Source organism: Psychrobacter piscatorii (assembly GCF_043641605.1).
Lineage (GTDB): Bacteria > Pseudomonadota > Gammaproteobacteria > Pseudomonadales > Moraxellaceae > Psychrobacter > Psychrobacter piscatorii_C.
Genome location: NZ_JBHZRK010000013.1, coordinates 1 through 22,902, shown reverse-complemented (window position 1 = coordinate 22,902; position 22,902 = coordinate 1). Strand labels below are relative to the sequence as shown.

The following is a 22,902-nucleotide window of genomic DNA, read 5'->3' as shown; positions in this document are numbered from 1 at the left end:
CTAAGTCAGCGGCGTCTGTAGACGTGTACGATTGGGCGATAGACGTGCAAGCATCGCATTAGATAGTGGCGCAAATGACCCTAGCATCATACCTGCTAATGCCTCAGCGCAGATGGGCGCCAACGCATAGCCTTTTGCTCCCATTGCACTCATCGTCCAAATTCGCTGACTGTTGGTTAGTTGCCCAACGATTGGATGATAATCAGGTGTCTGAGTGCGAATGCCAGCGCGCCCTTGCCATAAACTTGTATCGGCTGGCACGATAGATTCCATCTCAGGAATGGCAGCAACGAGCTTGTCCCGGCTAATTTGGTGTTCTTCATCTCGAATGTCAGTATCCGTATCATTGCGGACAAAGCTCGCGCCTAGTAATAAGTATGGTTCGCCAGCAGCCAAGGTGTTTAGCTCATCATCGCCAGTCTGTGCGTTAAATAGCGCACAGTAACCACTATATTTAAGCGGTATTTTAGGCAAATTTGTCAGTTGCTCCGTCGTAGGTGTAAACCAAGACAGCTGCCCACGAATTTTACGACAATCAAAAATACGCTTATCTAATTGGTGACTCTCGAAGGCGGCGCAAATAACGACATTATCAGCAAGAATAGAGACAGTTTCCTGATTTTGATTGCTGCCTTCAATACACACTTGCTGTTCAGCTTCGTCAATTTTACTCACTTCTAATTGCTGAAAACGAATGAGCGGATGTGTCAATATAATAGTTTTCAATGCTTGCGGGTTGACCAAACCAGACTGGGGTAGGTATAAGTTCTCTGATAAGTCTTGTTCTTGCAACCCACTAATATTCTGCGCTTGCTCATGGGATAGGGTAGTTGCCATCTCATCAGGATAATCTGCGATTTGCTCGGTGCCAATATTGGCTTTTATCAGTAAATCAAACGCAGTAGTCGGTTCAAGTACTGGCGCTATATTGAGTTGTACGGCTCTCTGATTGAGGTCTCGATACAGTCTGCTGCTATAGAGATAACCGATGGTATGCAAGTGCTCGTCAACATGGTGAATAGGCGTCATTTTGGGGGCAAGCAAGGCTCGAGGGTTGCCTGAAGCCCCTGCCAAAGGCGCTGATTTATCCAATAAGGTCACAGTAATACCACGATTGGCAAGCGACCAAGCCGTTAGCAACCCTGAAACGCCTGCACCAATGATGGCAGTGTGATTCAGGGTGCTATCTGTTGTTATCTGCTTCGCATCGTGGCTTTTGTTATCACAATTTTTATTATCACTAGTAACGTCAATATGGTCTGTATCGGTCATGATGGCGGTGAGCATTTCTCGCTTTCGACCAAACCCTTTTACCTTTTTGATGTCAAAGCCATGTTCCTTGAGTCCGCGCTTGACGATGCCTGCACAGCTATAAGTAGCGGCGGTGGTATGCGTACGCGATAGACGCTGCATCTGTGCAAAGATACTGTCAGCCCACAATGTACTGTTGCAAGAAGGCGCAAAGCCATCCAAAAACCACGCATCGATACGAGGCTGAGGCGTAGACTGCTGAGAGTGATCTATTGCTAATTTTCTAAGGCTTTGGGCTGCATCACCAAGCCATATATCGACCGTCAGATTATCATAAGAGAAATCCAAACGATGACAGCCTGCGATGAGAGGCGGATACGCTGCCAAAAGCGGCTCAATCAATGGGGCAAGCTCGGGTGCACGCTCACTCCACAAAGCCAATATGTGTGTCAGATCTGTCAGTGGTATCGGGAATTTTTCAGTGGTAATGAAATGTAGGCGAGCATCTGCCAGTTGCGGGTGGGTATCGCGCAGCTGTCGCCATAACTGCCAAGTCGCCAAGAGGTTGAGCCCAGTGCCAAAACCCAATTCCGCAATCGTAAAGCATTGCTTTGGGGCAAGTTTTGCTAGTCGTTCAGGCAACTGATTGTGCTCTAAAAACACATGACGTGTCTCTGCTAGGCCATCCGCATGAGAAAAATACACATCCCCAAACTCACCGGATACGGGCACCATATTGCCAGTATCATCCATTTGCCACTCAACCTTAGCAGGTGTGATAATATTTAATGGTTCAGCGTTTGCGTGATGAGCGATAGACATGGGAACTTCTTAGCAGAATGATTTACTATAATAAAAATGTTCTTGATGACAGAATCAAGTTCATAAAAATACAATGAGACGCAGCAGAATAAAGCAGGTCAAAAGCTAAATTTATAAAGAGCGCATCGCTTACCAACGATCACGGCGAACAAACACCAGCCATGAGATAAAAATACCTACCAACAAACTGATCAAAACGGTAAATGCACCATACAAAAACAACTGACCTTTGCTCTCATAGACTAAAACGTTTGCTTGGGTCTGCAAGTCGTTCACTTGACGTTGCAATTGTGCATTACGGCTGAGCAGTTCTTGATTGGCCGCTGACAGCGCTTTAGTAGACGGTTGCAACTGTGCGGCCAGAGTATCATTGATATCTAGTGCTGAACTTGTTGACGCATCGCCTACAGCAGGTTGACTTGTAGGGGCTGCTGTTGGATTCGCTGCATCTGCGTTGGGTGCCGTTGGTGCGGCATGCACTGATGCTGCTGCCATTAGTAGCAGGCTAGCCAAGCTGTTTTTATAGAATCGAGTATTCAAATAAAGGACTTTCTGACTCACGATGCAGCTACTGTATCAGTTGGTGCTGGCAATGCTTGAATAAATGGCTTGATATCCACGTGACTATAGACGCCATCACGTAAATAAGGCTCATCGTTTGCCCACGCTTGTGCCGCCTCGAGAGAGTCAAACTCAGCAATAATTAAGCTGCCTGACATATCGCTCTTGCCATGTTCGATAGGCGTTGGGCCTGCAATCACCAGACGATCTTCACGACTTAGCGCCTGTAATCGCTCAATATGTTCAGCGCGAGTAATCAGACGCTGTGCGCTGCTATTAGCCACATCATGACCAATAATGACAAATAAAGACATGGAACTTCCTTAGTTGATAATAAAACGTGATGATTGATTTGAAATACATCGTATAACGCTAATGGGTGATTACTTCGAGCTTTAAAAGCAGTTTTATCAATTATAAGACAGTAGCTGCAATCAGCGCATAACTGTTATTTGCTGGTTTTGTCCGTCAGCGCAGGGTTTAGATGCTTTTTGAGTACAGCAAACTGAGCCACGACAAATACCAGCATAATCGGAATCCAGCCATAAGTCTTGAAGTTAATCCACGCTTCATCTGACATAGTGAATGCTGTGATATAATGAAGTACAGCCATGAGGGCGAAGAAAAATGCCCAAGCAACGGTCAGCTTTTTCCAACCACTAAGTGTCAAAGTAAATACTTCTTTCATTGCTAGCTGCATCAGTGGCTTATTGATAGCGGCACTGACAAACAAGGTCAACGCAAAAATACCATTGATAATGGGCGATTTCCAACGCAGATAGATATCATCGCGCAACAGCAATGTGCCACCGCAAAATAAAATGGTTAATAGTAAGACGACCCATTGTTGCTTATCAAACTTGCCTTTTTGGCGAATAAAGTGAATGGCATAAACAATGATAGTAGCGACGAGCAAAGCCCCTGCCGCTGCCAAAATACCGTTATAACGCGCCGCGATAAAAAAGGCAATCAAAGGGATAAAGTCTAATAATGCTTTCATAGCAAAGGTTGTGTCCAACAAAAACGTATGGGGTAGTTTACACGTCTACTGCCCCAAAAAAAAGCAATCAACACGATAATCCTGCGATATACGTCACCTACAGAGTAATACGGTCTTATTGCGACTAATGACCATAGCATTGACCAAATATAACCATCAAATACAGCAGCAATAGTCGCTAAATCCAGAGAATTGGCTCAGACATTATCGTTAATAATAGCAACCAATATGAATAGTGACTATCTACTATCTACTATCTACTACCTACTACTAAATTGTTTATACGCTTATTTTTTAAAATATTAAGGTTTATCTTATGAAATACGACTTACATTGTCACAGTACCTGTTCGGATGGTACTTACGCACCAACTGAAGTAGTAAAGCGCGCGCACGCAGCGGGCATCAATGTACTGGCACTGACTGACCACGATACGCTGGCGGGCATTGATGAAGCAAGAGCAGTTGCCAACGCTCATGATATACAGCTGATCAATGGGGTAGAAATCAGCTGTGAGCATACGTTGAGCGGTGGCTATGGTAAAAACAAATCTACCAACAAGATCATCCATGTGCTTGGGCTAGATTTTGCTGATCGCGAAAAGATGCATGCCACTCTGCAGCAACTACAAGACAGTCGGGCCACACGTGGTCAGCGCATCACCGAAAAGCTCAGTGAGCTGCTGGTTATAGATTTCGATGAGTTGTGGCAAGCTATTCTCGACAAGGCAGGTGGTAATCCACAAGCGGTCGGACGCGCACATATTGGGCAGGTACTATTTGAGCGTGGCGAGGTCAAAACCGTTCAGAAAGCCTTTGATAAATATTTGGCGGACAATAAACCAGCTTATGTGGCGATCGAGGCGTTGACGATGCAGCATGGTATCGAGTTGATTCATGCTTGTGGTGGCAAGGCGGTGCTCGCGCATCCCACGCGTTATCAGCTATCCGCTACACGCGTGCGCAAGCTGATTGAAGAGTTTGCTCAGCTTAGCGGCGATGCCTGTGAGCTACCAGCCACAAGTGAACCAATCAGCACCCGCAGAATGGTTGATCGTAGTATTGCCGAGCACAATCTTGTCACCTCGATTGGCAGCGACTTTCATGGTAGCAATATGCCGTGGCGTCGTCTGGGTGATGTGCCTATCTTGAACGCTGACCAACAAGGGGTTTGGGAGTCGTTCAACACGCCTGCTTAGTCTAAAGGTTTTATCATTTTTTATGAACGTTTTAGCAGTCAGTCACTTTTGTGTTTCGTCATCAAGATGACTGAGTGCTTGCATGTATGTATCATGACACTCAAAAACTGCTGATTGATAAATAAATGTATAAAACAGATTGATAATACAGACAGAACTTGTAACACTTAAAGGGTTGTTTAGAAAAGTTTATATAATATTTTACACTCCTTAACTTGGTATCAGCGTCTGTGGTTTTGGGGCGTTGATATTTTCTGCGGTAGCCCATCTATGGCTGTATCGATCTCTCATCTTGGATACAAAAAGCTCTCTCAAATGATTTTTGAGTGGCAGGCGGCTGACAGAACGTCATTGATGGCGCTATTTATTGTTATGGAAGTAGCATTACATTGGCTGTGGTGTCTGTTTGTCTGGTGGCGACAGGATGCACTTCATACCTATGTAAATATGCATTATCTGTATCCGCTATGGCTGGGTATCAGCTTGATGGGTTTGTTTTTTTTGTGCATGGTTAAGTATTTGCCGCATTCTGGAAGTAGACGGGATATTTTAGACAGATGGCAGATCGTGCTAGTTTTGACGTATACGTTTTATATTGCCACCGTCATTGTGATGATAGGTTATAGCAGTCTGTTTGCTGGAATATCGCTGGTCGGCGGTGCGATGCTAGGCATGATGCTTATTAAGCGACGCTATGCTTGGCGTATGTTTTGGCTACAAATAGCCTTAATGCTGCTGGCGATCATGTCACCTTATTTTGGTATCACTTTACCCAATCTGCGGCAGTTGACCGTTATCCACCCGCTACTAGAAACTCATAATTATTTGACTTACAACGAGATCATGGTGGTTGAAAATGCCGTTGCTGCTTCAGCGTTTGAAAACAATGTATTAAGTTGGGAAAGTATCAGTGAAATACAGCGTTCGTCAGCATTTTTTTGGCGTTCAACCCATTTATATTTAGCACTCCCAAAAGCGATTTTTATCGTTTATATATTTCGTGCTTTGCTATTGGTTTTAGATGATAGTAGGCAAGAAACCTTGCAGTATGCCAACCAAGATGAGCTTACTCAGTTAAAGAACCGTCGCTACGGCCTGAAGAAAATGAAGTATGCGTTGTCAACGGTACAAGACGATCAAGATTTGAGCGTGATGCTATTTGATTTGGATTGGTTTAAACGCATCAACGATAACTATGGTCATGATGTGGGGGATCAAGTGTTGATCGAAATATCGCAGACGCTATTGCAATCGTTATCAGATGAAACCATCATTAGCCGTTACGGTGGTGAGGAGTTTTTGGTTGTGCTACCAAATACGTCGCACGATAGTGCAATGGTGATTGCTGAGCAATTACGGCTTAGTATTGCTAAGCATGTCATCAATGTCGGTGATGTGTTTGATTTTAGCGTGACAGCGAGTTTTGGGCTTTATACCTTGACCCATCAAGAAAGGGCTTGCATTGCCAAAAATTATAAATCTATTTTGGCAAAAAAAGCCCAGTCTCAATCAAGTGCCTCACCTCTTATCAAGCCGATTGCCACGCAGAGAGCTGAGAGCCAAATGGCATTTATGCAAAAACTGCCTAGCGATATCTGCCAACGTTTGATTAGCACAGCAGACAAGGCTCTTTATGAAGCCAAGCACCGTGGACGCAATCAAGTCGTGAGTGCCAATCATATGTTTACTGAAAAAAATGGTGGTATCCATTCACTCTACAAAAACCGCTAGCTGCCACTTTGCGAGTAGCCACTACACTATCAATAACTCAATCATGAATCCATCTGCTGAACCAAACTTGCCAGCACACTAGTGGCAAAGCTACCCGTGGTCAACGTAAAGCTCAGTACCAATGTCTGCTCATTCGACCACTCCCAGCTTAATTGCTCAATAGGCAGTCGTAGCGCACGTCTTTGTGCTTTGATATCACGCTGCTCCAATCCCGTTGCTAGCTGAATGAGCAATGGGCTGTGTTGTACGACTTCGTTTTCTAACGCGGCCGCACTGCCACTGACTTTATCATTACCTGTACCCCACAATACGGCAGTTGGATGAATATCGCCGCTACTCATGCGTGCGCGTAACGTATCGTCTATCTCCTCACTGGCAAATATCGACCCCGAACCATCTAGGTTAAATACTTCCCCTGCTAAGCCAGCGTTCCAGCTACCATTACGAACCCGCGCTGCCAATATCTCATTGAATATCAAGCTACGTGCTGCCGACAGCTCCATCGTATTTTGTTCGCGCGGCGCACGCTTGCGTTTGCTCTTTTTGGGTTGCGGCTTTGGCTCGCGCGCTGGACGGGCAAATAGCGACAACGCTTCTCTGACATTATTACCCTGACGACCAAAACGCTGTGGGCCAAAGTAATTAGGCACACCTGTTTTATCAATGCGTGCTAAATGCTGCTCGACGCGTTGCTTAGCTGTTTGCTCAGGCGATTCAGTGTTTTCATCGTTAGTATCGGCAAACTGAATATCACGCAAGGTAATGATAAATTGATTGGCACGGTGGGTACCGCGATTGAGTTTTTTATTATGCCAGTGCTGCGCCAGAATAACGACGGACTCATTTTCGCCAATATCTACCGGCGCAAACTCCGTAGGTGGCAGTTGTTTTTTTGGTATTCGTAAGCTAAACCATTGGGTCGTCACCGCATGACGATCCTTCAGTCCAGAGTAGCCGACATCACGCAGTGGAATATCTGCCCACTCTGACAAGAGTTTTGCCAAATACGCGGTGTTCATGCCTAATTTTTTAATATGCAGCCATAAATGCTCACCTTCGTCGGTGAACTCTAGCGGTAATATTTCATTGACCACAAAATCTGTGGCATCTGCTTTATAAGTGGCTTGCTGTATCGGTGGACGGTTCGGCTGTGGCAAGTTTGCGGTGTCAGTGACAGCGGCAATATCAATATTACTGAGATCAAAACTATCGGTAGCCTGATTATTTGTATCGCTATCTGAGTCGCTATCTAATACGGACTGAGTAACAGAGGTGTTTTCAATATCGCTAGAGGTGTCTTGAGAAGTCATAATGTGGTCTTTTATTGTGTTTATTAATGATAAATGGAGACAGCAAATGTGCTGATAGAAATGGCGAAATTACGTTTTGCAACGCAGCAAGCATACAAAAAAACATCGTGTGCCAAGTGGTCTTGCTACTATCAATCTATAGAACGCTAAAAATAATAAGGTAAGTTGAATTTGTCTGGTTTGTTGTGGTCATTTTCAACTCGCTGTCATCAGGAAATCATTATAACTGTTAAGGAAGCATTATGACCAAGGCGATGATCAACACAGTCACGATAAGCAAAGCGGATATCCCAAGTGGTGGCATGAAATCGTATAAACAAGAAGACGATAGTATCATTTTAATCACTCGTGATGACGATGAGTTCCGTGCATTTGATGGAAAATGCCCACATGCTGGTGCAGATTTGGGTGATGGATTGCGTTGCGGTAATCGAGTGGTCTGCCCTTGGCATCATGCGAGTTTTGATAGCCGCGATGGGTCGTTACTAGAGCCGATAGCGACAGAAGGTTTGACTCAGTACGAGCTTACCAATGACGGCGATAGCGTGACGGTCGATACCTCAGCTAAGATAAACAAGCCGATAGAAAACGACAAATTAACGGACACTCATACGATTATTGTGGGCGGCGGCGGTGCAGGATTTATGACCGCTAACCAATTGCGTCATGGTGGTTATGGCGGCAAAATCACGATGATTAGTAAAGATGACAAAGCCCCTTATAACCGTCCACTATTATCCAAAGCATTTTTGGCAGGGAATATGGACGAAGACAAGCTGCTACTAGGCGGCGCAGATTGGGCGAGTAGCAACGATATTGATCTACGTCTTAATCAAACGGTCAGCGAAGTGCTACCTAATGAGGCGACCATTATCATAGAAAATGAAAACGGTACTAGCGAGCGAGAGACTGCGGATTTCTTAGTCGTGGCTACTGGTGCGTCACCGATCACTCCGCCTATCAAAGGAGCAGATATAGACGGCGTCTATACCCTGCGCAGTATGGCAGATGCCAAATTGATCAAAGCAGCCAGTCATGACCAGCGCGTGGTGATTATTGGTACAGGTTTTATCGGTATGGAGACCGCTTCGGCATTAGCGCAGGCAGGTACGACCGCTTCTATTACCGTGATTGGGCAAGGTAGCCGTGTGATGGGCAATATCGTCTCAGAAACGGTAAGTAGTGCCCTAATTAAGTTGCATGAAGAAAAAGGCATTAACTTTGTGTTCGACGCAACTGTCAATGAAATTACTAAGATCGACCGTCAAGCGGATAACGATGGCGATAATAATAATCAGGCTTTCTCAAATGTAGGCGGTGTGACGTTGGCGAATGGTGAGCATATTGATGCTGATATCGTGGTCTTGGGTACAGGTGTGTCGCCACGTACAGAAATATTGAATGAAGTTAACGATCCAGATGGTGTGCAAGTGGACGCTCATCTACAGCTGCGAGATGGGGTCTATGCACTCGGTGATATCGCCAAAGCCAGCAATCAAATAGGTCGTATGCGTATTGAGCATTGGCGCGTAGCATTGCAGCACGGCATGGTCACAGCTGGTGCGATATTAAACGATGACAATGTCGATTCGCTAGAAGCGCGCATTCCGTTCTTTTGGACCATGCAATATGGCAAAAGCCTACGCTATAGCGGTCATGCTGAGACACCTGAGCACAATATCCTGTTTGGAACGCCAGATACGCTCGACTATATCGAATATTATTTCGATGACGAAGGCGAGGATACGCGTGCGAGTGCAGCAAGTACGCTCGGACGCGACAAGGAATTGGTTGCTTTCTCTGAACTACTGCGCCGTGGTCATGCACCGACGCGTGCACAGCTCAACGCAGGATTTGATATGATTGACCAAGCGCATGCATTATCGCGCTAGTACTATAGACGGATAAGTATTAGTATTTAAGCTGGCTTAGTGATCTAAGCCAGTTTTTTTATAAATAAAAAAGGGAAAATTACAATATGAATAAAAGCAATCTGAGCAAAGATTCCGTATTTTTACGTCAGGCTGAAGCGAGTGATATCGGCGCACTTGAGCAACTATTAAACTGCTGCTATCGAGAGACGGCAGGCTGGACTAATGAAGCAGACTTGGTCGGCGGTATTCGTATCACGCCAGATGAGCTGGCGAGTACGATTAATAATCCCACTCATTATCTGTTTGTGTACCCAAAGACCACGACAGGTGAGCGTGAGGCAGAAGAGACAGGTGAGATACTTGGCTGTATTGCTGTCGATATCAAAGCCGATGCTGACTCGAATAAAAAAGCCTATATCGGTATGTTTGCGGTGCATCCTGCGCTGCAAGGGCAGGGCGTTGGCAATGTCATACTACAAGCGGCTGAGACCTTTGCAGATCGCCACTTACAGTCACAGAATCAGCCGAGCCGCCTGACCATGTCTATCTTGAGTCATCGCCCTGAGCTTTTGGCTTACTATCAGCGCCGTGGCTATCAATTAAATGGTAACAAAATACCGTTTCCAAACGATGGTAATAATGGCGAGCCAAAACGTGAAGATTTAGAGTTATTAGAACTGGAGAAGATGGTTAGCGAGTAAAGCCTATCTCGATTGACCCCAAAAATGTCCAAAGGTCATAAATAGACCAATACTTAATAAGATAAACGCCACAATAATTAAGCGCTTAAACCAATTAAAGGCTGGCAAGCGCGTGGCATTGTCGTCAGACATTAGATAAGCAAACAAAAACAACAAGCTTGCTGCCAACGTCATGATCCCAAGACCAATCGGTAATATAAACAAATACACCTGCCACACAGTCATCTCTCAACAGTCGTTATTACCTGCATCATAGCAGCAACGGGATTATGCTGTCAGTATGAACCAACCAAAATAACGCGTAGAACAACAGCCTATGATCTATACAATCGCGCGGCGGCGATAAAACAATAGCCCCGGAATGGACAAACCGAGCACCAAAGCGGAGGTCACAAATAAGGCCTCAAACAAATACACCATCATCTGGCTAAATAATTCGTCCGAATAGCCAAAATAACCAATCTGAACCATGCTCACCATTGCCTTATAAGCCGCGATACCCGGCATCATACAGATGACGCTGGGTGAGATTAAAGCTTTGGGCGGCAGAGTGTATTTCTTAGAAAAATACACGCCCAAAAAGCTGGCGAGCATCGCCCCAAAAAAGCTGGCGATCACCAGATGGACATGCTGATAAACAAGCGCCGTTTTTAACCCAAAGCCAAAAGCCGTCATCAGCAGACACGGCAAAATATAGCGTTTGGGTACGCTAAACATCAGCGTCCAGCCAAGTGTGATGATACAAGACAGTACGACGGTCTCAATAAACCACATCTAAAACCCCCAGTGCTGTATGCGTAGTAACACCAGCGCCATCACGATGCCCACACAGGCGGACAAAGTGAGCATATAAGTAAAGACGGCACGACCAATCCCAATATTGACATAGCCTTTTAAGATATCGGACAAAGAGTTAATCAGCGGAAAGCTTGGAATAAGTAGCAACACGCTAGAAGCCACGGCAATATCGGCATTATTGCCAATATCAAAATAATAGGTCGTCGCGCCAATAAGAGAGGCAATAAAAGCCGTCACAATGACGGTGATAAAAGGGTTAAAGTGGTGCTTGGACAAATAAATACGGGTAAACATCGCTACCATACCCGCGATGAAGGTCACCGCCGTAATCGACCAGCTGCCACCATTCAGATAAGCAAACGCCGCACATGACGCACCGACAAAGATGCTCACTAGCCATGTTGGATACACGGTTTTATCTAACTCATCAAACGCAAGCGTCGTGCGGTCAATCAAGTCATTATTATTGATAGTAGCCTCCGTCTTATTGACGATTTGCTGGATTTGCACTAATAAATTGACATTGATGCTCTGATTGATCGTATCTCGGGTGGTGGTGATACAGCGTTCATCACAGATGGTCGTCAGGGTAATGGCATTGAAGTTCAGCGAACATTCGACGCTGTTCATTCCCAAGGCAAGCCCCAAGCGTTTGGATAAGTCCACCACCACGGCAGACTCAGCGCCATACTGCATAAGGAGTAAGCCGCAGCGTACGCATAGTCGAGTGATACGCTGCTGCTTGACGTAGCTGATAGAGGTCATGGATGAGATACGCAAGTTGGTTGGCGATTAATACGCTATTATAAAGGGTCTGGATGCTGATTCGCAGACATTATCGGATATTATATTTGATGCTACTATAAAATATAAAATTTTTGGCAAGGAGAATAAAATGCATATCGCGATTTTGACATTGACATTTTCATTGCCCGGATGCGGCTCATTAAAAGAAAAGCGCCAACGTATGGGCGGCTTGCACGCGCGCTTTGGCAATACGCCAAGCGTCGCGGTTTGTGAGAGTGGCGGCCGCGCGCGCCATGATGCCAGCGAGTGGACGTTTGTGATCGTTGGGCTGTCTAAGCGTGAGGTCGAGGCGCAATGTAGTCAGATTGAGGAAAAGATAGAACGTACGGTAGATGCACGGGTGATGAATGTTGAAAGGGAGTTTGTTTAGGCTGTGAGCTTTAACTAGCCTACGAGCTAAGTTAGGTTTTCTGTCAAATCATTAGTATTATCTAACCACATTTTTATAGAAGGTTCGTTGTTCGGGTTATCAACAATGTTCTCTTGCAGTAGTTCCAGTATCCATAGTCTAATTTCTTCACGTTTACCATTAATCTCTCCTAGACATGGATGTAGTAAAATTGAATGGATAAATAACTTACGATTTCCTAGAAATTTATCAGTATTTATCCAAATTATCTCTCTCAATATATCTTTATCAATTAGCTCTAATATTTCTTTGTCATTACTATTGTAAGCTCTACGACTATGCTCATGAAAGTCTAAAAATATCGATGATATAGTGTTAGAGCTGATATTTTTATATTTATAGTTTGCTATCTTATCAACGGTGAAATTATAAAATCGATCATTTTCTTTTCTTCCAAAGGAGTAAAAATCATCAATAGATATTCGTATCTGATGATATTTGATACTATTTTCGATATGTCGTTTTATATGTATTTCTAACTGAATGGCTAAGTTTTTTCTATTACATGTATCAAGAATATCACAGTAAAAACTTAAGTTAGTAAGTTGTGCTCTCCCTATCTTAGCACAGGCCACATAATATAAGCGTTCTGCAAAGTTAGGTTTTAGGTCTATATTATGAAATTCGTTCAAAACCTCAGATGCTAATCTGTCGATTAATAAGACTTCTTCAGTAATCTTATCTTTTGCTATGAGATCCTTAGTGACTTCTTTATCAAAATCTAATTCTGTAATCCAAGATACAATAACTTCTCCCCAATCTGAAATTTCAAAATAATTGTAAAATGGATGAATATAATCATTAATCTTGTTGAATTTCACTATATCATCTGAAATTTCATTTTGTTCTTTATAAGCATTTTGTTTTTTGTAGCCTCTAAAGTTTTTAATATTTTTAGAGTTGAAGCTATCAACGAAAAATTTAAAGTCAATATCATTACCTAATCTTGATGGTATCTCATATATCATCCGAATTATTAAAATAAATCTTAATATTTGCTCTTTACTTAAGTGTGATAATGAAGGATATGCCTTGTCAAACAGTTTGAAAGACTTGTCCACCCGTTGATAGAACCGTAAGTTTTTTATTCCAATAATTTCATAAAACTGCTTATATACTGTGAATAGCTTACTGTCGACAATATCGTTTATGATAGATAAAGAATCATCTAAAACTAATAGCTCATCAAAAACCTTCTCTTTATACTCTTGAAATTGGTCGTTTGCTTTAGCATCATGTAAGATTACAACAACTTGACATTTTTTCTCTAACTTTAAATCGTTAATTACACCCATGACGTCTTTAAGTGATAAGCTATCTGAAATTCTTTCAATATCATCAATGCAGATAACAGTGCTAGATACTAAGCTAGAAAGAGCACTAGTTATGAGGCTCTTACCTATATTTAGACTTAGTCCTTTCCCTTGTATGCTAGATAAATCAATAGTGTCCAAGGCTTTATTAAACAATGATTTAGCTCCTTGCATTCTGTCTTCTAACTGATTTATTGCATGAGTTTTGACAGCAATTTCGTATTTCAAAGAATCAAGTGAGTCAATGCCGAATAGAGATACATAGGCATACTTTTGTAATCTAAATTGATTGAGATTTCTTTGCTTGAAGTATTTCCAGAAATACGTTTTTCCTACACCCCATTCGCCAGTTAACGCAATAGCAAATGAGCTTTCTTCCCTAATTAAATCTACAAGTCTTTTCTCAAGATTTGCTACATTTGCCATTGCTTATTACCTTATATATGTTCCTGCAATATCAATTACACTAACACCCAACCCCAAATTCTGCCCACTAAAAAAGACCCTCATGACAGAATAGCTTTTTATCACTCATTCAATAATTTCTATTAGCTTACGTCTTTGAGCGTATAGGTATTCTAAAATGATAATATTAAAATAGAAATATGTTTATTCAATCAATTATACTTAAGGATTAATAGAGATATAAAGGATAGTCATGACCATCACCACCATCCAGCTATTTACTTTCATCATTGCTGTATTCATATTTATCATGACGCCGGGTCCTGGTGTATTTGCCACGATTGCCAAAGCTATGACACAAGGCTCTTGGGCGGCGCTGCCTTTAATCATTGGACTTGCCGCAGGCGATACTATTTATATGGTGTTCTCCGCTTATGGTCTGAGCGCGTTAGCAAGCAATTTTAATACCTTGTTTACTATCGTTAAGTTTGTCGGTGCCGGTTATTTATTCTACTTGGCGTACAAGATGTGGACGACGGTTCCAAGTGAAATTATCACTGGGGATATAGCGTTAAAGAGTAAGAACGAGGGATTAAAAAGTGTAACGTCAGGCTTTTTGGTGTCCATTAGCAATCCAAAAGTTATTTTATTCTACATAAGCTTGTTACCTAGCTTTTTTCCAGTAACTAGTCTGACAGGGGTAGATATTACGATTTTATGTCTAGTGATTTTTGGCTGCGCCATTATTGCCATGATGATGTATGCCTTTATGGCGAGTTACGCGCAAAAACGTCTAAAAAGCCCTAAAGCCCGTCAGAAATTTAACCGAGTAGGGTCTTCATTTATGGGGTTGGCTGGCACATGGTTGATCGCGAAGGGTTAGGTTCATAGTTAAAATAATTCGAGTAATCCTAAAATAATACCTAATAGAAAACATATTCCAAAGAATAAAAATTTATACTTGGAAGTTTTGAAACGACTTAAATAATGGTTTTTTTTATCATAGCTCTTAAATAGCTCAGTACTATCTAATTCTTTTGTAGTAAATAATGCAACTGCTATTGGGGGTTCGTTATAAAGTTTATAGTACGCGACTTTAGTACCTATCGACAAGATATCCTTACCTCTATAACTACATAATTCATAGTGAAACATGGTATCTTCGTAGATATCTTGAATGTATGCGATACCTAATTTGCTATCTATATTAGTAATGATACCGTCACTTAGGTCAGGACCCATTCTAACCTCTTTAGTCTGTATGTTGAGTGAATTATGTGATATCTAACAATATGTTTTTACTTAATATTGAATTTTTCTCATCAACCTAGCCTGCGGGCTAAAATTAATAAACTTATCTTCTCGTTGATTGAGAGAGTTGACTATACCTGCTATCTTTTTTAAATTTTGATTCAAAATGGTAATACCAATTCCACATGAATTTGGGTAGAAAACCATTTTCAGATTTCACCTCGTTCATCATGATAAATAATTCAACTTTAACATCGTAGTCTATTCGGACAGGTGATTTTGTACCTTCAGCTATTAAATCTTTTAAAATATTAATCTTATCATTTCCAAAATATGTAAAGTAAACGGATAGTATTTCTTTATCCTGTTTGGATAGATGCTCTTTATAGAAAATATACTTTCCAGCCTGACGAAAATCGTTCTTTTCAATGTACAAGTTGGCAAGATTCTCACACAGAAAAGGATGTCCGTAACGAAGCCGCATATATCCTTTTAGATTGTGAATAGCAGTATCTATATCATTATTGCGAATAATTTTGTCAATACCATTTCTCAGCTCAGCTTCATTCAAATGCAACCTCTTTTGACATATAGTGTTGAATAATAGATATTATTGTACAACATAAAAAAAAGCCACTCCCGAAAGAGTAGCCTTTTAGCAATCATTCGCTAATTTGTATTAGCTTACGTCTTTTAACCCTTGCTCAAGCATCGGCTTTAGGAACTCACCCGTATACGAGCCTTTCACTTCCGCCACTTCTTCAGGCGTGCCTTCAGCGATGATCATGCCGCCACCTTTACCGCCTTCAGGGCCAAGATCAATTACCCAATCGGCAGTTTTTATCACGTCCAAGTTATGCTCAATGACCACGATGGTATTGCCCTTATCGCGTAGGGTATGCAGGATATGGAGCAGCTTGTAGATATCATGGAAATGCAAACCCGTGGTCGGCTCATCCAAGATATAGAGCGTCTGTCCCGTATCACGCTTGGCAAGCTCACGTGCTAGTTTGACACGCTGCGCTTCACCGCCAGAGAGCGTCGGTGCAGACTGGCCCAAACGAATATAGCCAAGACCGACATCCATGAGCGCTTGCAGACGGCGATAAATCGCTGGTATCGCTGAGAAGAACTCAGTCGCGTCTTCAACGGTCATATCAAGCACTTCGGCGATGCTTTTGCCTTTATAGTGAATCTCTAGAGTCTCACGGTTATAGCGTTTGCCTTCACAGGTATCACACGGCACGTACATATCAGGTAAGAAATGCATCTCAACTTTGATAAGACCATCACCTTGGCACATCTCACAGCGTCCGCCTTTGACATTGAAGCTAAAGCGACCGGGCTTGTAGCCACGAGCGCGCGCTTCTTGCGTTTGGGCAAACATCTCGCGTACAGGGGTAAACACGCCAGTGTACGTCGCTGGGTTTGAGCGCGGCGTGCGACCGATGGGGCTTTGATCGATATCGACCATTTTGTCCAAATGCTCAAGACCGCTGATGCTTTCATGCTTGTCTGCGATAAGCGTTGAGGCGTTATTTAACTGCGTCGCTGCCAATGGCATAAGCGTACGGTTGATCAAGGTTGATTTGCCCGAACCGGATACACCCGTCACACAGGTCATGACACCGACAGGAATGGTCAAATCGACATCATGCAAGTTATTGCCTGATGCGCCTTTTAGCTCGATGGTCATTGGTACTTTTTGGGCTTTGGCCTTACCTTTGACTTCGACGTCCATGGTTTTGGCTTTATGACGCACGGTTGGAATCTCAATACGTTTTTTGCCAGACATATATTGTCCAGTGAGTGATTCTTTGTTTGCCATGATGTCATCGACCGTACCCTGGGCGATCACATGACCACCGTGTACGCCGGCACCGATACCGATATCGATGACATGATCTGCTTGACGAATGGCATCTTCATCATGCTCAACGACCAGTACAGTATTACCTAAATCACGCAAGCGCGTGAGCGTCTTTAGCAGACGATCATTGTCGCGCTGATGCAGACCGATTGATGGTTCATCAAGCACATACATAACGCCCATGAGACCAGCGCCGATTTGGCTCGCAAGCCTGATACGCTGTGCTTCACCGCCTGATAGCGTTTCGGCAGAGCGCGCAAGAGTCAAATAATCTAGACCAACGCTCACGAGGAAGTTTAAGCGTTCATTAATCTCTTTGAAGATTTTTTCCGCGACTTCGCCTTTATGACCGCCAATCTTTAGCGTTTTATAATAATCGGCAGAGTCGCCGATAGAGAGCTTAACGATGTCAGCGATGGTCTGGTCATCGACACGCACATTGCGCGAAATCTCGTTCAGACGCGCGCCATCACAGACATTACACGTAGTATCTGCGAGATATTTAGCCAGTTCATCACGCACAAGGTTACTTTGCGTCTTGGCATAACGACGCTCTAAGTAAGGCAGCACGCCTTCAAAGGGTACGGTTTTGTTGGTCTTGCGACCGCGCTCATCGGTAAAGTTAAAGGTGAGTTTTTCTTTACCCGAACCGTGCATGATAAGGTCTTGCTGTGCTTTTGATAGATCTTGCCACGGCATATCCATATCGATTTTGAAGTGCTTACATACAGTGCTAAGCAAACCAAAATAGTAAGCATGACGTTTATCCCAACCATTGATCGCGCCTTGATTAAGCGATTTTTCATGGTGAGTAATAAGCTTTTCAGCGGCAAAATATTGACGTTTGCCAAGACCGTCACAGCTTGGACACGCGCCGTATGGGTTGTTAAAACTGAACATACGCGGTTCAAGCTCAGGCACGGCACGATCACAGATAGGGCAGGAGTGCTTGGCTGACATGACTTGATTGTCGTCACCGCCTTCTTTTGGGTTGCCATCCATAAAGTGCAAAGTGACCAGTCCTTGACCCAAACGCAGCGCCGTCTCTAAGCTCTCAGCGACGCGGTTACCCAAGTCATCACGGACTTTAAAGCGATCAACCACCACTTCGATAGTATGTTTTTTCTTCTTATCCAGGATTGGTAGCTCGTCGGTGTCGTATACGTCGCCATCGACACGCACGCGCACAAAACCTTGACCAATCAGCTGTTCAAGTAACACGGTATGCTCGCCTTTACGCTCACGAATCACTGGTGCCAAGATCATGATCTTGGTATCTTCTGGCAATGCCATGACTTGATCGACCATCTCGGTGACCGACTGCGCGACCATTGGCTCGCCATGCTCAGGGCAGTACGGCGTACCGATACGTGCATATAGCAGACGCAGGTAGTCATAAATCTCAGTAATCGTACCGACGGTTGAGCGCGGGTTATGGTTGGTCGATTTTTGCTCGATAGCAATCGCAGGGGAGAGACCCTCGATACTATCGACTTCCGGTTTTTCCATTTGCGAGAGGAACTGACGCGCATATGCCGATAAGCTCTCGACATAACGGCGTTGCCCTTCGGCATAGAGTGTATCGAATGCCAGTGACGACTTACCAGAGCCTGACAAGCCAGTGATTACCACGAATTTATCTCGTGGAATGTCTAAATCAATGTTTTTTAAATTATGAGTACGTGCGCCGCGTATTGCGATATGGTCATGTGCCATCGTTTATGGGTTTCCTATTTGCTAAAAGAGTATTGGGAAATATCTCAAATGAAAAGGTAAATACAGATCAGTAAAATTATTGGTTAAAAACGCGAATGATTTCTGAGTTTATAATGTTGTTATAAATAGCTCTGTTATAAAAAATATAGTTATAAATAGTGCTTTTATAAAGCGTTCATACGCTCGTAAAGTAAGGACTATACATGCCAATTTACTGTTTTCTTATTTTGCAGTCTTTGATGCGATTGATTTCTGTTGGACTAAGCAAATCTAAATCAAATTCCTGTTAAGTAACAGGCATCGTTTATTATGGTTTTGACCAAAAATGTCATTTTGTAGAGGAGTTTGTCGTTTGAACTGTCGTTCGAGCTAATGACTAATAACGTTTACAACGCCTTACTTTATTGTTATGGCGACCGCATTATTCAAGGTGTGATTGCGCATCTGACGCAGTTGGTAACAAAATAATTGCGTAATATGAATGGCTTGGGTTGATGCGCTACGGGCGGCTGCGTCAGTAAGACAAAAGTCTCGGCAACCAAACGACGAATGTCTTATACTAGGGGGCTTGATTTATAGGCCAGCGCCTTGATAAACCAGTAGTGATAAATCATGGTGCAGTACAAGTACCAGCAGTGAAAAAACAGCAATGATCAATCAGTGAGGCAAGTATGAATAGCGTAGAGAAACGGGCAATCCTCGGAGTCGGTGGCATCTTTGCCTTGCGTATGATTGGCTTGTTTATGATTGTGCCGGTATTTTCTGTCTATGGTGACAATTATGCACACGCGACGCCGTTTTTGATTGGTCTGGCAGTTGGCATTTATGGACTAGGACAAGCGATCTTTCAGATACCGATGAGCCTTGCCGCTGATAAATTCCCGCGTAAGCCGATTATATTTTTGGGATTGATACTGTTTGCAGTCGGCGGCATGATTGCAGCAAATGCGACGGATATCTATGAAGTGATTATCGGTCGAGCGCTGGCAGGCAGTGGCGCGGTCTCTGCCGTATTGATGGCATTATTGGCAGATGTGACGCGTGAGGAGATGCGTACCAAAGCAATGGCGACAATGGGTTTGACCATTGGAACGTCCATCATGCTTGCTTTTGCTTTTGGCCCTTTATTAGTCGGTACGCTTGGTATCTCGGGATTGTTTTGGCTGACGGCAGGTTTTGCTGTTTTAGCTATGCTGCTACTGCTGATGGTTCCCACACCTTTACGTGTGCTCAAGCACAATCTGGACAACAAGTCGATTCGCGAGCAGTTAGCGACCGTTCTGAAGGTAGGGGATTTGAATCGCTTACACATTGGTGTCTTTGCACTACATCTAACGATGACCGCCATATTTGTCATATTACCGCACCAGCTCAAGGACGTCATGGGTTTGTCGGTGAGTCAGCAGGGCATGGTTTATTTGCCGCTCTTGTTTGTCGGTTTCGCAGTCGCGATTCCTTTTATCATCATTGCCGAAAAGAAACGTAAAATGCGCCAAGTCTTTTTGAGCGCCATTGCAGTAATGACCGCAGCCTTGGCATTTCTTGCCTTTGGTAGTCAGATTGGTGTTGGTATTATTTTTGGATTGCTACTGTACTTTATGGGCTTTAATTTGCTTGAGGCGACGATTCCATCTTGGATCTCTAAGCGTGCACCAGTCGCCAATAAAGCGACCGCAATGGGGCTTAATTCATCTAGCCAGTTTTTAGGTGCGTTCGTTGGTGGCGCGATGGGTGGGTTGTTATTGAATCAATCTAATCTGCTGGCATGGGGGTTATTGGCACTTGTCATGGGCATCGCATTGCTGCTGATTATACCCATTGCCCAGCCACCTTATCTATCAAGTACGACAGTGACCATTCCCAAAAACACTAATATTCAAGAGTGGTCTCGGCAGATGCTAGCAGTCGATGGCGTTGATGAGCTGGTCGTCATGGCAAAAGAACAGGTCGCTTATCTCAAGTTAGATAAGACCCAAATAACAGATGAGTCACGACAGGCGCTATCGCATTTGGCGCAAAGTCCGTTAGATATTTAATACGCGATATAAGTAACATTTTCAGATTAATAAGAATAAATAGACACAACTGAGTAGACAATAATACCGTAGGCCGCCATTATTAATCAGTAAATGCTAAATTTTTATCTCTAGGGAGTGTCCTCATTTTGAAAATGGTGATAAAAATGAGATAAATAGCCGCTAAACAAGGAAAATAGCGCAGATGATATCGAGATATTAACCAGCTATTTAACGCAGTTTAGCAAGATTTAACCATTTTTAGCCCATTTAGATGCTTTCGTTCAGATTGAGGACATGCCCTACTTAAAAGGAATTAATATGAGTAAGTTTAATAAGCTAGCAATAGGCTTTGGACTGTCAGCCACGTTACTGACCTCTGGCTGTGCCACGCAAAATATTCAAGCCTATCAGAACACCACACCAAGGCTTGATATGCATGAGTTTTTCTCAGGTCAAATCGAGGGTTGGGGCATGTTTCAAGGGCGTAATGGTGAGGTCAAAAAACGCTTTTATGTCGATATCGATGCAACTCACGAAGGCGATGATGTCATCGTTTTAAACGAGAAGTTTTCGTGGGCAGATGGCTCGAAATCGCAGCGTATATGGCGACTGACTGAGCAAAGTGATGGACGCTGGATTGGCACAGCAGGCGACGTCGTTGGCGAGGCAACAGGTGATGTGGTAGGTAATACCCTGCATTGGGATTATGTATTAAATCTGCCAGTCGAGGACAAAACCTACAAAGTGAATTTTGACGATTGGATGTATCTTATCAATGACGATGTCATGCTCAATCGTTCAGTCATGACAAAGTTTGGCGTCGAGTTAGGCAGTGTGACGTTAAGCATTCATCGCAAAAATACTGATACTCAGTAACAGATAGAGCGTGAGGAACGACTTAAAAAGAATAAGCGGACGGTGTTCATGCCTATTCTAAAATGGCAAAATAGTGACGTGTTTATTGGTTTAACTTTTATCTTGCATACCTAAGCGACATAGATTGACGTTTATCATAGCTAGACTGTAGATATTCGAACAAAAATTGGTTAAAGTAAAATCATATCATTGGTAGAACGTGTAGGTTCTATCGAATAATTATTCATCAGTAAAAGGACGGTATCATGCGCGGAGTTAATAAAGTTATCATCATCGGTAACCTTGGAGCAGATCCTGAGGCACGCCAGTTCAATAATGGCGGTAGCGTGACCAATATCTCGGTTGCGACATCTGAGCAGTGGACGGACAAACAAAGCGGTGAAAAAAGAGAAGCAACAGAGTGGCATCGTATCTCACTGTTTAATCGTTTAGGCGAAATTGCCGCGCAGTATTTGCGCAAAGGCAGCAAAGTCTATATCGAAGGCAGCTTGCGTACGCGTAAATATCAAGATCAAAGCGGCCAAGACCGTTATATTACTGAGATTCGCGCTGAGCAAATGCAGATGCTTGATGGTATCAGTGGTGGTCAAGGTGATAACGGCGGCTTTGGCAATAATCAAGGCGGTCAGAACTCAAACAGTTACGGCAATCAAGGCGGTCAAAGCAACCAAAATAACTTTGGTCAGCAGGCTAATAATCAGCCAGCACAGCAAGGCAGCTACAATAACCAAGCGAGTGGTGGTCAGAACAGCTTTAATAACCAAAATACGCCAGCTCCGCAAAACCAGTTTAACCAACCCGCGCAAAAACCAGCGCAATCTAGACCTACAGCAATGCCAGACGGCCCTGTAGACGATGATATTCCGTTCTAACTTATACAATAAATAAATGTTGTATTTAAAAAACCTCGCTATTATGAACTGCCCCCCAAAACTTGGACGGTTTAGTTTACCCCAAGGACTGAGTTCTGTATTGCACAGGACTCAGTCCT

The 22,902-nt window shown here is 43.4% G+C and carries 21 protein-coding genes; 9 read left to right on the top strand and 12 right to left on the bottom strand.

Translation table 11 applies throughout. The annotated features are described in order from the left end of the window. The 4 genes from mnmC1 to ispZ form a co-directional block, all read right to left on the bottom strand. Positions 1-2,073, bottom strand: coding sequence for an FAD-dependent 5-carboxymethylaminomethyl-2-thiouridine(34) oxidoreductase MnmC1 (gene mnmC1 / locus ACHUET_RS11650; protein WP_394213006.1), 2,073 nt, complete (start codon positions 2,071-2,073; stop codon positions 1-3). 129 nt (positions 2,074-2,202) lie between these two features. Beyond that, on the bottom strand, positions 2,203-2,634 hold the full coding sequence (locus ACHUET_RS11645; protein ID WP_394213004.1) for an SH3 domain-containing protein: 432 nt from the start codon (positions 2,632-2,634) through the stop codon (positions 2,203-2,205). After that, on the bottom strand, positions 2,631-2,948 hold the full coding sequence (locus ACHUET_RS11640; RefSeq protein WP_394213002.1) for a YciI family protein: 318 nt from the start codon (positions 2,946-2,948) through the stop codon (positions 2,631-2,633). The genes ACHUET_RS11645 and ACHUET_RS11640 overlap by 4 nt, the downstream gene beginning before the upstream one ends. A 134-nt stretch (positions 2,949-3,082) precedes the next feature. After that, complete coding sequence (gene ispZ, locus ACHUET_RS11635) at positions 3,083-3,634, bottom strand: septation protein IspZ (protein ID WP_394213000.1); 552 nt, start codon at positions 3,632-3,634, stop codon at positions 3,083-3,085. Between the two features lie 316 nt (positions 3,635-3,950). Between ispZ and ACHUET_RS11630 the strand changes: the two genes are divergently transcribed. Together ACHUET_RS11630 and ACHUET_RS11625 are read left to right on the top strand one after the other, a co-directional pair. Then, positions 3,951-4,832 (top strand): PHP domain-containing protein, encoded by an 882-nt coding sequence (locus ACHUET_RS11630; RefSeq protein ID WP_394212998.1) that lies wholly within the window; start codon positions 3,951-3,953, stop codon positions 4,830-4,832. 270 nt (positions 4,833-5,102) lie between these two features. Beyond that, positions 5,103-6,563, top strand: a complete 1,461-nt coding sequence (locus ACHUET_RS11625) for a GGDEF domain-containing protein (RefSeq protein ID WP_394212996.1) — start codon at positions 5,103-5,105, stop codon at positions 6,561-6,563. Positions 6,564-6,604: 41 nt separating this feature from the next. Here ACHUET_RS11625 and truD read toward each other — a convergent pair whose 3' ends face one another. After that, positions 6,605-7,873: a tRNA pseudouridine(13) synthase TruD gene (gene truD / locus ACHUET_RS11620; RefSeq protein ID WP_394212995.1), complete on the bottom strand. Its 1,269-nt coding sequence runs from the start codon at positions 7,871-7,873 to the stop codon at positions 6,605-6,607. A gap of 242 nt (positions 7,874-8,115) precedes the next feature. Between truD and ACHUET_RS11615 the strand changes: the two genes are divergently transcribed. Both ACHUET_RS11615 and ACHUET_RS11610 read left to right on the top strand, forming a co-directional pair. Continuing rightward, positions 8,116-9,765: an FAD-dependent oxidoreductase gene (locus ACHUET_RS11615; protein WP_394212993.1), complete on the top strand. Its 1,650-nt coding sequence runs from the start codon at positions 8,116-8,118 to the stop codon at positions 9,763-9,765. 86 nt (positions 9,766-9,851) lie between these two features. Further along, positions 9,852-10,448: a GNAT family N-acetyltransferase gene (locus ACHUET_RS11610; protein ID WP_394212991.1), complete on the top strand. Its 597-nt coding sequence runs from the start codon at positions 9,852-9,854 to the stop codon at positions 10,446-10,448. 3 nt (positions 10,449-10,451) lie between these two features. Here the strand turns inward: ACHUET_RS11610 and ACHUET_RS11605 are convergent, their stop codons facing one another. The 3 genes from ACHUET_RS11605 to ACHUET_RS11595 form a co-directional block, all read right to left on the bottom strand. Beyond that, positions 10,452-10,673, bottom strand: a complete 222-nt coding sequence (locus ACHUET_RS11605) for a hypothetical protein (protein WP_371531878.1) — start codon at positions 10,671-10,673, stop codon at positions 10,452-10,454. A 96-nt stretch (positions 10,674-10,769) separates the two neighbouring features. After that, positions 10,770-11,222 (bottom strand): threonine/serine exporter family protein, encoded by a 453-nt coding sequence (locus ACHUET_RS11600; RefSeq protein WP_394212989.1) that lies wholly within the window; start codon positions 11,220-11,222, stop codon positions 10,770-10,772. After that, the gene (locus ACHUET_RS11595; protein WP_394212987.1) at positions 11,223-12,011 is read right to left on the bottom strand and encodes a threonine/serine exporter family protein; all 789 of its coding nucleotides are present in this window, start codon (positions 12,009-12,011) and stop codon (positions 11,223-11,225) included. Between the two features lie 130 nt (positions 12,012-12,141). On the opposite strand from ACHUET_RS11595, the gene ACHUET_RS11590 reads away from it, so the two are divergent. Beyond that, positions 12,142-12,423: a DUF503 domain-containing protein gene (locus ACHUET_RS11590; protein ID WP_394212985.1), complete on the top strand. Its 282-nt coding sequence runs from the start codon at positions 12,142-12,144 to the stop codon at positions 12,421-12,423. 26 nt (positions 12,424-12,449) lie between these two features. Here the strand turns inward: ACHUET_RS11590 and ACHUET_RS11585 are convergent, their stop codons facing one another. Beyond that, positions 12,450-14,201 carry a P-loop NTPase fold protein gene (locus ACHUET_RS11585; RefSeq protein ID WP_394212983.1) on the bottom strand — a complete coding sequence of 584 codons (1,752 nt, stop codon included), beginning with the start codon at positions 14,199-14,201 and terminating at the stop codon, positions 12,450-12,452. Between the two features lie 232 nt (positions 14,202-14,433). Here ACHUET_RS11585 and ACHUET_RS11580 point away from each other — a divergent pair, with 232 nt between their 5' ends. Then, positions 14,434-15,063 (top strand): LysE family translocator, encoded by a 630-nt coding sequence (locus ACHUET_RS11580; protein WP_394212982.1) that lies wholly within the window; start codon positions 14,434-14,436, stop codon positions 15,061-15,063. Between the two features lie 8 nt (positions 15,064-15,071). Here the strand turns inward: ACHUET_RS11580 and ACHUET_RS11575 are convergent, their stop codons facing one another. From ACHUET_RS11575 to uvrA, 3 genes are all read right to left on the bottom strand, one after another. Then, entirely contained in the window at positions 15,072-15,422 is a 351-nt protein-coding gene (locus ACHUET_RS11575; protein ID WP_394212980.1) for a hypothetical protein, read from the bottom strand. A gap of 112 nt (positions 15,423-15,534) precedes the next feature. Next, the gene (locus ACHUET_RS11570; RefSeq protein ID WP_394212978.1) at positions 15,535-16,002 is read right to left on the bottom strand and encodes a DUF6584 family protein; all 468 of its coding nucleotides are present in this window, start codon (positions 16,000-16,002) and stop codon (positions 15,535-15,537) included. A 108-nt stretch (positions 16,003-16,110) separates the two neighbouring features. Next, the gene (gene uvrA, locus ACHUET_RS11565; RefSeq protein WP_394212977.1) at positions 16,111-19,017 is read right to left on the bottom strand and encodes an excinuclease ABC subunit UvrA; all 2,907 of its coding nucleotides are present in this window, start codon (positions 19,015-19,017) and stop codon (positions 16,111-16,113) included. A gap of 671 nt (positions 19,018-19,688) precedes the next feature. On the opposite strand from uvrA, the gene ACHUET_RS11560 reads away from it, so the two are divergent. The 3 genes from ACHUET_RS11560 to ssb all read left to right on the top strand — a co-directional run bounded on the left by ACHUET_RS11560 (position 19,689) and on the right by ssb (position 22,783). Further along, positions 19,689-21,053, top strand: coding sequence for an MFS transporter (locus tag ACHUET_RS11560; protein ID WP_394212975.1), 1,365 nt, complete (start codon positions 19,689-19,691; stop codon positions 21,051-21,053). 300 nt (positions 21,054-21,353) lie between these two features. Further along, positions 21,354-21,911 carry a DUF3833 domain-containing protein gene (locus ACHUET_RS11555; RefSeq protein WP_394212973.1) on the top strand — a complete coding sequence of 186 codons (558 nt, stop codon included), beginning with the start codon at positions 21,354-21,356 and terminating at the stop codon, positions 21,909-21,911. Between the two features lie 245 nt (positions 21,912-22,156). After that, positions 22,157-22,783, top strand: a complete 627-nt coding sequence (gene ssb, locus ACHUET_RS11550; RefSeq protein ID WP_394212971.1) for a single-stranded DNA-binding protein — start codon at positions 22,157-22,159, stop codon at positions 22,781-22,783. The last annotated feature ends 119 nt before the right edge of the window (positions 22,784-22,902 follow it).